Annotated in this window: 7 protein-coding genes and 2 pseudogenes; 8 read left to right on the plus strand and 1 reads right to left on the minus strand. The window is 65.8% G+C overall.

Annotated features, from left to right (window positions below; translation table 11 throughout):
* The 5 genes and pseudogenes from F6S12_RS27135 to F6S12_RS27155 all read left to right on the plus strand — a co-directional run.
* Positions 1 to 506 (plus strand): annotated as a pseudogene (locus F6S12_RS27135) (ATP-grasp domain-containing protein); the annotation flags it as partial.
* Complete coding sequence (locus F6S12_RS27140) at positions 503 to 1,642, plus strand: hypothetical protein (protein ID WP_315869520.1); 1,140 nt, start codon at positions 503 to 505, stop codon at positions 1,640 to 1,642. The pseudogene F6S12_RS27135 and the gene F6S12_RS27140, both read left to right, overlap by 4 nt.
* Positions 1,639 to 2,655 carry an aromatic ring-hydroxylating dioxygenase subunit alpha gene (locus F6S12_RS27145; protein ID WP_315869521.1) on the plus strand — a complete coding sequence of 339 codons (1,017 nt, stop codon included), beginning with the start codon at positions 1,639 to 1,641 and terminating at the stop codon, positions 2,653 to 2,655. The genes F6S12_RS27140 and F6S12_RS27145 overlap by 4 nt, the downstream gene beginning before the upstream one ends.
* 432 nt (positions 2,656 to 3,087) lie before the next feature.
* Complete coding sequence (locus tag F6S12_RS27150; RefSeq protein WP_011064304.1) at positions 3,088 to 4,527, plus strand: alanine/glycine:cation symporter family protein; 1,440 nt, start codon at positions 3,088 to 3,090, stop codon at positions 4,525 to 4,527.
* Between the two features lie 104 nt (positions 4,528 to 4,631).
* On the plus strand, positions 4,632 to 5,636 hold the full coding sequence (locus tag F6S12_RS27155; protein WP_123472598.1) for an asparaginase: 1,005 nt from the start codon (positions 4,632 to 4,634) through the stop codon (positions 5,634 to 5,636).
* Positions 5,637 to 5,708: 72 nt separating this feature from the next.
* Here the strand turns inward: F6S12_RS27155 and F6S12_RS27160 are convergent, their stop codons facing one another.
* Positions 5,709 to 6,254: a hypothetical protein gene (locus F6S12_RS27160; RefSeq protein WP_041120452.1), complete on the minus strand. Its 546-nt coding sequence runs from the start codon at positions 6,252 to 6,254 to the stop codon at positions 5,709 to 5,711.
* Between the two features lie 197 nt (positions 6,255 to 6,451).
* Between F6S12_RS27160 and F6S12_RS27165 the strand changes: the two genes are divergently transcribed.
* The 3 genes and pseudogenes from F6S12_RS27165 to F6S12_RS27175 form a co-directional block, all read left to right on the plus strand.
* The gene (locus F6S12_RS27165) at positions 6,452 to 7,444 is read left to right on the plus strand and encodes an AraC family transcriptional regulator (RefSeq protein ID WP_315869522.1); all 993 of its coding nucleotides are present in this window, start codon (positions 6,452 to 6,454) and stop codon (positions 7,442 to 7,444) included.
* A gap of 70 nt (positions 7,445 to 7,514) precedes the next feature.
* The gene (locus F6S12_RS27170; RefSeq protein ID WP_409999855.1) at positions 7,515 to 9,425 is read left to right on the plus strand and encodes an ankyrin repeat domain-containing protein; all 1,911 of its coding nucleotides are present in this window, start codon (positions 7,515 to 7,517) and stop codon (positions 9,423 to 9,425) included.
* A 100-nt stretch (positions 9,426 to 9,525) separates the two neighbouring features.
* A pseudogene (locus tag F6S12_RS27175) lies at positions 9,526 to 10,430 on the plus strand (ankyrin repeat domain-containing protein); the annotation flags it as partial.

Consider the following 10,430-nt stretch of genomic DNA (forward strand, 5'->3'; position numbering starts at 1 on the left):
GGCGCGGCTCGGGGATCTACTTCCACAGCTGTGCCCCGGCGCCAATCCGTGCGTTTCTGGAACAGTTCGGCCGGGCCACCGGCTACACCGGGCAAGTGGGTTTTGACTTCATCGAGGACCGCCAGGGCCGCTTCCATGTCCTGGAGTGCAACCCCAGGGCCACCAGCGGCGTGCACCTGTTCGACGACCAGCGCGTGCAGTTGGTAGCGGCGCTGGGCAACGAAGCCGACGCAGCGCTGGAGGCGACCCTGGAACCCCGGATGATCGCCCTGGCCATGCTGCTTCTGGTGGCGCCGCAACGGGCCTTGAGCCGCACGTTCTGGCACGACTACCAACAAGCCCGGGACGTGATCGTCCAGGACGGCGATCGCGGCCCGCTGACCGCCCAGCTGCTGAGCCTGAGCGAGATCATTGGCCGCGCCCTGACCCGCCGTTGCGGGCTGCTGGCCGCCTCCACCGCCGATATCGAATGGAACGGCCAGCCTCTGGGGGCACAGCGCCAATGAGACTGCTGCTGCCCGAGCAACTGGCCCTTGAGCCCCCGAGCGCCGGCGACAGCCACGCCCGGCAGTACGTGCGCACTTGCGCCGGCGGCGCGCTGATCGGCAACGTCAGCACCGCCCTGGCCCTGCTGGACACCGGCCGCCAGCAGTTCCCGGTGAGCATCAACCACGGCCACGACCCTGTGGATAACTGCTACGTGGTCTCGCCGCAAACCGCCTACAGCGGCTACGCCCGGGAAGAACTCCAACGCCTGAGACGGCCCTGGCTGGCCTGGCCCTTGAAGCTGCTGACCCAGGGCGTGGACCGGTTGCTGAGCGCGGCCAAGGTCGACCGCCTGGCGCAGGTCAACAACTGGCTGCTGTCGACCAACCTCTACCCCGCCGATTGGGATGGTTCGGATTTGCCGGCGATCACCGAACTGCTGCGCCGGGAGTTTCCCGACCACGGCTTTGGCTTTCGCTCGCTCAACGACTTCAGCAACCTCGAACTGCGCAAGCGCCTGCAAGCCCTGGGCTACCTGGCAATTCCCAGCCGTCAGGTGTACCTGTTCGACGGCCGCGAGGGCGAAAATTCAGCCTTCCTGCGCCACCACAACACCCGCCTGGACGCCACCCTGCTGCGCCGCAGCCCGTATACGGTGGTGCCCGGCAGCGAGCTGAATGAGGCTGACTTCCAGCGCATCGAGCAGCTGTACAACCTGCTGTACCTGGACAAATACAGCCGCCTGAACCCCCACTACAGCGCCCACTGGCTGCAACGCGGGCAGGCCGAAGGCTGGCTGCAAGTGCGCGCCCTGCGCAACGCCGAAGGGCGCATTGACGGCGCCCTGGGCTGGTTCGCCAACAGCGCGCTGATCAGCACCCCCATCGTCGGCTACGACACCGCCCTGCCCCAGCGCGCCGGCCTGTACCGACAACTGACCAGGCTGTGCCTGCAAGAAGCGGTGAACCGTCGTCAGGTGCTCAACTTCAGCTCCGGCGCGGCCGCCTTCAAGCGCCTGCGCGGCGGCCAGCCCGAAATCGAATACAGCCTGATCCACGTCGCCCACCTGCCCTGGTCGCGGCGCCTGGTGTGGCAACTGATGGGCCTGCTGCTGCAACGGATCGGCGTACCGCTGATGAGGAAGCTCAAATTGTGAACAGTCACTCGGGCTGGTGGCCCGTCGCCCTGAGCCGGCAGCTGCAACGCCAACCTCTGGCCTGCACCCTGCACGGCGTACCGCTGGTGCTGTTTCGCGACGCCGACGGCGCCGCCGCGGTGCTGCCGGACCGTTGCCCTCACCGCTTCGCGCCCCTGAGCGCCGGGCGGGTGCGCGACGGGCAGCTCCAGTGCCCCTACCACGGCTGGCGCTTCGACCCCCAGGGCCGTTGTACTCAGCTGCCCGGCCAGGAGCAGCAGCGGTGCAGCCAGCCCTTGTTGCAGCCGCTGCACAGCTGCGAAGCCCAGGGGCTGGTCTGGGCCAGCCTCGCCAGCGAGCGGCCGAATGCCCCGCCGGTGGCCGCCGCCGAGCAGGCCCAGGCCCTGGATGTGTTCTGGATCAGCGACCGGGTGCAGTGCAGCTTGCAGGACGCCGCGGAGAACTTCCTCGACGGCTTCCACACCCATTTCGTGCACGCCGGATGGATTCGCCACGACCGCCAGCGCCAGCGGATTCGTGCCTGGGTGCATCAGCTCGAAGACGGGGTTGAAGCGCAGTACAGCGAAGAAGGCACCCAATCCGGGCTGATATCCCGGCTGTTCGAAGGCGAACGCGGCCTCAGCATGGGGCGCTTTCGCCTGCCGGGGCTGGCGGAAATCGAATACCGCGACCGTCAGGGCCGGCTCAACCTGCTGGTGAGCGCCTGGCTGAGCCCGGCCGCCGAGGGCGAACTGCGCCTGTTCGCGTGCATCGCCACGGCCCGCGGCCGCTTGCCGGGCTGGCTCAAGCGCGCTGTGCTGCAGCCCTTGTTCAAGGTGATCCTCAAGCAAGACCGGCAGATCCTGGAAAAAGTCAGCGCCAACCAACAGCGCTTCGCCCGGGTGCCGCTACGCTGGCAGCGGCCCACCCCCCTGGACAGCTCGCTGGATCTGCTGGGGCCGTGGATTCGCCAGTTGCTGGAGCAAGGTGAAATGCACGACTTCCAAGAACGCCGAGAGGAATTCTGGCTGTAATCCCGTAGGAGCCGGCTTGCCTGCGAACAGGCCCTCAAGACGGGCGCCGCTCAAACGGGCCCCTTCGCTGGCAAGCTAGCTCCTACGGCTTGGCAGCAATATCAAAGGGATGCTTCGGGCCTCTGTTCGCGGGGTTTTGCGGGGCCTCGCAAGAACCGATTCAGCCCCCCGTACAGCCTGCCGTTCCTCGGCTCGACGCGCTATATGCAGACGGCGAGCCCGCGCACCGGTATAGTGCGCCCCCTCTTCACGTGGTCAGCCGTCGGTAACGAGGCTCAAACCCACGGGAAACCCGAACTAATAACAACCCGCGAATAGAGAACCGGGACGAACAATCGCCCCACCGCTTTGCCGTGCGTGCAATCAGCGGTGTAACAGAATGTTTCCGTCCGCTCTGCTTTTGCCTACACAAAAAACAGCGAGGAATAATCCATGCTCGAAGTCATCAACGACTTCCTCTCAGGGAAAGTGCTGATCGTGCTCATTGTCGGGCTCGGCAGCTACTTCACGATCCGCTCGCGTTTCGTTCAATTGCGCCACTTCCTCCACATGTTCGCGGTGTTCCGCGACAGCCTGAAAAGCAGCGGCGGTCAGCTCAGCTCGTTCCAGGCGCTGATGCTCAGCCTCGCCGGCCGGGTGGGCGCAGGCAACATCGCCGGTGTCGGTATCGCCGTGACCCTGGGCGGCCCTGGCGCGGTGTTCTGGATGTGGGTGACCGCACTGGTTGGCATGTCCAGCAGCTTCTTCGAATGCACCCTGGCCCAGGTCTACAAACGCGCCGACGGCGACGGCCTGTACCGCGGCGGCCCGGCCTACTACATCGAGCACGGCCTGAAGCGCAAAGGCATGGCGGTGGTGTTCTCCATCCTGCTGCTGGTCACCTACGGCTTCGCCTTCATCGGCCTGCAGTCCTACACCGTGACGCACTCGCTGCAGGACGCCTTTGCCTTCGACCCAAGCCACACCGGCATCGTCCTGGCGGTGCTGCTGGCCATTACCTTCATCGGCGGCATCAAGCGCATCGCCGCAGTGTCCGACCTGTTGGTCCCGATCAAGACCCTGGCCTACATCGCCGTGACCCTGTACGTGATCGGCACCCAGATCGAACAAGTGCCGGCCATGCTGGAAACCATCATCAAGAGCGCCTTCGGCCTCGACCCGGCCTTCGGCGGCCTGCTCGGTAGCGCCATCGTCATGGGCGTGAAGCGTGGCGTGTTCGCCAACGAAGCGGGCCTGGGCAGTGCGCCCAACGTCGCCGCCGTGGCCGCCGTGAAGCACCCGGGCGCCCAGGGCGTGGTCCAGGCCTTCAGCGTGTTCCTCGACACCTTCGTGATCTGCACCTGCACCGCGCTGCTGATCCTGCTGTCAGGCTTCTACACCCCGGGCTTCGAAGGTGACGGCATCGTCCTGACCCAGAACTCGCTGGCCGCCGTGGTCGGTGACTGGGGTCGCCTGTTCGTCAGCGTCGCGCTGTCGCTGTTCGTCTTCACCTGCATCCTCTACAACTACTACCTGGGCGAGAACAGCCTGCAGTTCCTCACCCGCAACCGCACCGTGCTGATGCTGTTCCGCGGCCTGGTGCTGGCGCTGGTGGTATGGGGTTCGATGCAGGACCTTTCGACCGTGTTCGCCTTCGCCGACATCACCATGACCTGCCTGGCCTTCGTCAACCTGGTGGCCCTGGCCATGCTGTTCAAGGTCGGCCTGCGCGTGATGCGCGACTACGACGAGCAGCGCCGCGCCGGCGTCGCCCAGCCGGTGTTCGACTCGCGCAAGTTCGCCGATCTGGACCTGGACCTGAAGGCCTGGCCCGCCGAACCTTCGGCCACCGCCGAGGCCGAGCCGCAAGGCGTGCCCGCAGCGCAACGCTGACGGGTGAACGACGGGCGCATCCTCTGCACCCGTCGGTTACAGTGCGATAAATGTCGGAGCGGGCTTGCCCGCTCCCACAGGAACTCACCGTTTCGGAGAATCCCATGAACCCTTCGACCTACCCTGGCGCCCAGCACGTCATGGTGCTCTACACCGGTGGCACCATCGGCATGCAGGCTAGCGCCGACGGCTTGGCCCCGGCCTCCGGCTTCGACGTGCGGATGCGCGCCTACCTCGACAGCCAGCCCGAGTTGGTGGTGCCGGCCTGGCGCTTTCGCGAGATGGCGCCACTGATCGACAGCGCCAACATGACCCCCGACTACTGGCAGCGCCTGCGTGAAGCGGTGGTCGAAGCCGTTGAGGTGCAGGGCTGCGACAGCGTGCTGATCCTCCACGGCACCGACACCCTGGCTTACAGCGCCGCCGCCATGAGCTTCCAATTGCTGGGCCTGCGCGCGCCTGTGGTGTTCACCGGTTCGATGCTGCCGGCCGGCGTGCCCGACAGCGACGCCTGGGAAAACCTCAGCGGCGCCCTGTTGGCCCTGGGCCAGGGCCTGGCGCCGGGGGTGCACCTGTACTTCCACGGCGAACTGCTGGCGCCGACCCGCTGCGCGAAAATCCGCAGTTTCGGCCGGCACCCGTTCGCCGCCCTGAAGCGCAATGGCGGCGGCGCCAGGGCCGAGGCGATTCCCGCCGGGCTGGATTACCGCCAAGCCAGGCAACTGGCCAAGGTCGGCGTGCTGCCGCTGTTCCCCGGCATCGGCGCCGAGCTGCTGGACGGCGTGCTCGACAGCGGCATCCAGGCCCTGGTCCTGGAATGCTTCGGCAGCGGCACCGGTCCTAGCGACAACCCGGCGTTCCTGGCCAGTCTCAAGCGCGCACAGGAGCAAGGCATCGTGGTGGTGGCGGTGACCCAGTGCCATGAAGGCGGTGTGGAGCTGGACATCTACGAAGCCGGCAGCCGCCTGCGCGGCGTGGGCGTGCTGTCCGGTGGCGGCATGACCCGCGAAGCGGCGTTCGGCAAGCTCAATGCGCTGCTCGGTGCCGGGCTGGAAAGCGCCGAAGTGCGGCGCCTGGTGGAACTCGATCTGTGTGGCGAGTTGAGCTGAAGCTCGCGCTCGGGAGCCGGTGGCTACTGCGGTAGCTGCCGGCTCGACGGCGAGCAGAGGGTGGCTGTCAGGTTACTTTTTGACCGAGTAATCCTGGCCCCAGACCCGCACCGAACTCGAGCTCTCGATCGGCCCTTCAAACACGAACTTCTGCCGCACTGCCGCCTTGGCCGGGATGGTGACTTCGTCCGGGTTGTCGAGGCTGACAGTCAGATTGTTGGCGTAACCGTCCTGGTCAATCGCCAGCAGGGCGCCGGTCTGCTTGAGGTTGATCAGTCGCAACTGGCTGTCGCTGCTGTTCTTGAAGCCCAGGGTAACGTTGAAGCTGTCGCCGACGGCTTCAGTCTTCAACACCTGAACGTCGACGCGGCCTTTCATTTGCTCGCGAGAGGAAATGATCGAGGCACCGTCGACGCCTTGCGCCGATTGGCGACCGTCGAGCACACCTTCGCTGACGCCGCCCAAGAGGTTCTTGCCTGCCGAAATGGCTGATGAGACGGCTGACTTGGCAGAGTCCTTGATGGTGCTTTCGCTGCCTGGCTCAGCCTCGGCCAGGCACAGCGAACTCAGGAGCAAGCCGGAGACCAGAAGCAGGGAACGCGCAGGGATGAGGGTCATACATAGTCCTTTATCGAGGTTGCTGCACCGCCACTTCAGGCGATGAATGGCAGGCAGGTTGCACCAATCAAAGCGCCAAGTCACTAGCCACACAACGCTCGGAATGCCACATCCCACCGGCCGGTAAACCACGGTCTGATCGCGGGCGGCATGCAAATTGCTCCTGTTCCCAGTCTTTCCCAGGCTGGAATCTGCGCATGCTGCACTCGCACCTCACCACCCTCAATGCGGTTTCCCTGATCCTCAACACCTTCAAGGACCATGGCCAGGACGGCGGCGCGCTGTTGGCCGGCAGCGGTATAAATCCCGCCGACCTGAGCCGCGCCGACACTCGCATCACCACCAACCAGGAAATGCTGGTGTGCGCCAACGCCGTGGCCTTGCAACGGGACATCGGCCTGGAACTGGGCCGGCGCATGCACGTTTCCTCCTACGGCATGCTCGGCTACGCCCTGCTCACCAGTGCCACCTTAGGTGACGCTTTGCGCCTGGCGCTGCGCTATCCGGCGCTGATGGGAACACTTTTCGAACTGAGCCTGGAAACCGACGGTTCGCGCATTTGGCTGACCGCCGCCGACTACCGCGAAAACCCGGCCCTGGCCGCGTTCAATACCGAGTTCTGCCTGGTGTCGCTGAAGGTCATCTGCGACGACCTGCTGGGCCACGCCCTGCCGCTACTGGGCGCGCGCTTCGACTACCCGGCCCCGGACTATCAGCAACGCTACCGCGAACCTTTCGACTGCCCGCTGCAATTCAACGCCAGCAGCAACGCCTTCGCCTTCGACCAGCGCTGGCTGGACCAGCCCCTGCCCCTGGCGGACGTGATCACCCACCAGGCCATGGCCGAACGCTGCCGCAAGCAGAACACCGAGTTCACCGGGCGCCAGGCCTGGCTGGGGCGCATCCGCCAGTTGCTGGCGGCGCAGCTGGACGCCGCACCGGGCCTGGAAGGGCTGGCGGAACAGATGAACTGCTCGGCCCGGACCCTGCGCCGCCACCTGCGGGACCTGGGGTGCAGCTATCAGGAACTGCTGGACGAGCTGCGCTTCGAGCGCGCCAAGCAGATGCTCTGCGAAGACCAGATGCCCATCTACCGCATCGCCGAGGCCCTGGGCTTCAGCGAAACCGCGAGCTTTCGCCATGCTTTCATCCGCTGGAGCGGCGTGGCGCCGAGCCAGTTCCGGCCCTGACAAAAAACCCGGCACAACGCTGGCGATTGCATTACATTGCCGACCTTTCTACCGGCAAGGGACTGCACGCTTGAACCTATTCACAGACGCCATCGGCATTCGCGGGCTTTGCCTGGCACTGGTGCTGCTGGCTGGCGTCCCCGTCGCCCAGGCGTTCGACCTGTCCAAGATCCGCTGGTGGGAGATGCAGAGCGACATCCTCCTGGACGACCCGGAAACCGCCACGCTGCAACTCGAACCCTTTCCCCTGCCCGGGCTGGCCCAGGCGCCGGCCCGAGTGATCCTCAGCCAATACCAAGGGTTGTTCTACCTCAACGGCTATGCGGATGGGCAGTACCGGCAGCGAGTCTACAAGTCGCCGCCCTTGCCGCTGTTCGATGCCCAGGCGCTACAGGTCTGCGCGCCCGAGCAGCGACCCGTTGAGGCCACCGACAACTGGCCGCCGAGCAAGCAACTGGAAGCCGCCCTGAGCCTGACCAAGCTGAGTTTCGACTGCCAGAGCCCAGGCTGGGAGTTGAGCAATCGCTACTTGCTGGTGGACAGCCGCGATCCCCAGCGGCCGTTGCTGGCCATCGGTCAGCGCCAGGGCGAGGCACGGATCGACTTCACCCCGCAGCAACCGACCAGCCCCGAACTGCAGCAGCAATGGCTGCAAGCCCTGCAGAAGTACCCGAAGCTGCTGGAACCCTTTGACGCCAGCAGCGGCCAGCTCAGCGTCAAGCCCTATGCGCCGCCGCCCAGCGCGGAGCAGGTCTGGACAGAATTTCGCCAGCTGCACACGCAATTGCGCGATGCCAAAGACAAGGCCCCGGGCATCGCTCGGGTGGAAGAGTTCTTCAGCCGTCAAGACTTTCGCGCGATCGCCCCCGAGCGCAGTAACTACCCGGGCCTGCTCAACGACATCGCCTATTGGGCCACCGAGGCCGGCCAGTTGCAGAGCGCCCGCCCCTGGCTGGCGTACGTGCTGCGTCGCGACCCGGGACGCATGCCGACCTACCTCAATCTGGCGGACCTGGATTGGCGCCTGTACGAACAGCAGCCCGCGGACACCCGGCACCGGGGCCGGGCCATGGAGAACTATCGGCTGTATTGCGGGCTGCGCCTGCAACGCCAACTTGGGGTCCCTGCCAGGGTCACCCAACGCCTGGACCTTGAGGCACCCAGCGAACCGGCCTGCCAAAGCGCCTGGCCGCTGGTGACGGCGGTGGACCAGGGTGACGCGGGCGAAGTCCGGCGCCTGCTGGAGAACGGCCTGAGCGGCGACGTCATCGCCGCCGACGGGCGCCCGGTGCTGTTGCACGCGCTGGACAAGCCAGACCTGGACATCGCCCGGCTGTTGCTGGCCCATGGCGCCCGCCCCGACGGCCAGTACAACGGCCGAACCCAGGTGGTCCTGGCCATGCGCCGCGACCTCAAGGACAACCCCGACCTGAACCGGGCCAAGCGCCTTGGGTTCCTGTTGCAGGCCGGCGCCGCCATCGATGAGCAGGACGCCCAGGGTGGCACCGCGCTGCAGGAAATGGCGAAAAACCGCGAGGACATCGAGCGCTTCAACTGGCTGCTGCTGCACCCCCAGGACCTCGACAAACGCAGCGGGCCAGACGGCGTAACCGCGCTATTCCTGGCGCTCAAGGGAGGCAACTACGCTGCTGCCCGGCAACTGGTGGCGGCCGGTGCCAACCTCAACCTGAGCTACGGCCGCGATTTCTGCGCACAGCAGCCGATTCGCGAAAGCCTGCTGATGATCGTCGCCGAACAGGGCTCGCCCGAAGTCATCAATCCCTGGGTCAGCCAGCAAGAGAGCCTGGACATGTTCACCCTGCTGCTACAACGTGGCGCCGACCCCAACGTCGGCCGCTACTGCAAGAACAACGGCTACACCTGGCTGCTGGAGATCATGGCCCGGCGCAAGCGCGACGACATGCTCAAGGTGCTGCAAGGCTTTGCGCCGCCACCGCCGGCGACGACGTTTCGTCTTTGAGGCGTGGCGCCGAACCCGCTGCGCCTCTGAAACAAAGCCCGGCACAACAGTGCCGATTGCATTACATTGCCGAGCTTTCTATCGGCAAGGGACTGCAACGTTGAAGCTATTCTCAGGCGCCATCGCCCGGCGCATCGGCATTCGCGGGCTTGGCCTGGCGCTGGCACTGCTGGCTGCCACCCCCGTGGCCCAGGCTTTCGACCTGGACCTGGCCTGGTTCAAATGGTCGGGAATGCGCCGCAACTTCGTCCTCGACTACCCGGAAACCGCCACCCTGGAGCTCAAGCCGTTCCCCCTGCCGGGCCTGGCGCGGATGCCGCTGCGGATTGTCCTGAGCCAGTACCGCGGGCTGTTCTACTTCAATGCCTATCAGGACCTGCAGTACCGGCAGCGGGTCTACAAGTCGCCGCCGATGGCTCTGTTCAGCCCTGAAGAGCTGCGGGCCTGTGTGTCCCCGGGCGATGACATCCAGGTCAACGACATCTGGCCCACAAGCAACAGCCTGGTCCCCGGCATCACCCTGACGCCCCTGAGCTTCCAGTGCAAGGAGCCATCCGAATGGCAACTTAGCGGGCGCTACCTGCTGATCGACCAACGCGATCCGCAACACCCGTTGCTGGCCATCAGTCACCGCCAGGACCTTGGCCAGATGGAATTCACCCCGTTGCAACCCATCAGCGAGGAAACCGGGCGGCAGTGGTTGCAGGCCCTGGAGACATTCCCGCCGTGGTTCCGCCCCTTCACCCAAGGCAGCGGGCCGATCACCGTCAATGCCTTTGTGCCTGCGCCAGCCTCGACCCCGGACAGCCTGTGGAAAGAGTTCCGCGCGCTGCACGAACAACTGCGCACGGCCAAGGACAAACTGCCGGGTATCCGCGAAGTGGAAGACTTCTTCGTCACCCATGACTTTCGCAGCATCGCCACCGAGCGCCGTGAATACGCCGGCCTGCTCAACGACATCGCCTACTGGACCAGCGAAGCCGGGCAGCTGCAAACCGCCCGCCC

This window comes from Pseudomonas sp. JV245A, from assembly GCF_032424515.1.
In the GTDB taxonomy this organism is placed as follows: Bacteria; Pseudomonadota; Gammaproteobacteria; order Pseudomonadales; family Pseudomonadaceae; genus Aquipseudomonas; species Aquipseudomonas protegens.